This is a genomic window from Arthrobacter luteolus NBRC 107841 (genome assembly GCF_001552075.1).
GTDB classification, from domain to species: domain Bacteria; phylum Actinomycetota; class Actinomycetes; order Actinomycetales; family Micrococcaceae; genus Arthrobacter_B; species Arthrobacter_B luteolus.
Genome location: NZ_BCQM01000030.1, coordinates 1 through 907, shown reverse-complemented (window position 1 = coordinate 907; position 907 = coordinate 1). Strand labels below are relative to the sequence as shown.

Sequence of the window (907 nt, the reverse complement as noted above, 5' to 3'; positions counted from 1 at the left end):
TCTGGGGCTGGAGTTCGGCCGGCAGCGGCGGGAACTTCTCCCCCACACCCTGCAGGTTCCCCGCGAACGGGAACGCCGCCACCAGGTCCTTAAAGGACCAGCCACCGTCGCGGTACTCAGAAGCCACAGCCTCCGGATGGGACCACAGCTGCAGCCGGTCCCCGCCCACCCCAATGGCCTGCCCGGTAATCCCGGCAGCGTCCTCCGACGCCAGGAACGCGATCAAACCGGCCACATCCTCCGCCGTACCGAAACCCAGCTCCTTGCGGAAGAAGTCCGGCATCACCTCACCGCGCTCCTCAGCCTCCACAGCGGCAGCGAAGTACGGGACGGTCTTCGTCATGGCGGTCGCGGCCACGGGAATGACGGCGTTGGCCGTGACGCCGGCCTTCTTCATCTCCAGTGCCCAGGTCCGGACCATACCCACGATCCCGGCCTTCGCCGCGGCGTAGTTGGTCTGTCCGAAGTTTCCGCGCTGCCCGGTCGGGGAACCGATCGTGATGATCCGGCCCGCCACGTTGTTTTCCTTGAAGTACGCGTACGCCTCCCGGACACAGGTGAAGGTGCCGCGCAGGTGCACGTTGATGACCAGATCAAAGTCCTCGTCCGTCATCTTCAGCAGGCTCTTATCCCGCAGCACCCCGGCATTGGTCACCAGGATGTCCAGGCCGCCGAAGTTCTCAACCGCAGCAGCCACCAGGGCCTTCGCCGTCTCCGTGGAACCCACCGGAGAGACCACCGCAACCGCGCGGCCGCCGTCGGCCTGGATCACGGCAACCGCTTCATCAGCAACAGCCTGATCGACGTCGTTCACCACCACCGCCGCGCCCTGCCGGGCCAGCTCCCGGGCGTAGGCCAGGCCCAGCCCCCGCCCGCTGCCGGTAACAATCGCGGTTTTGCCGTCCAA

At 66.8% G+C, this 907-nt stretch carries 1 protein-coding gene; it reads right to left on the bottom strand.

Going from position 1 to position 907, the window contains the following annotated elements:
- Positions 1-907 (bottom strand): SDR family NAD(P)-dependent oxidoreductase (locus AL3_RS17915; protein ID WP_066303698.1); only part of this gene is annotated, 907 nt, incomplete at both ends.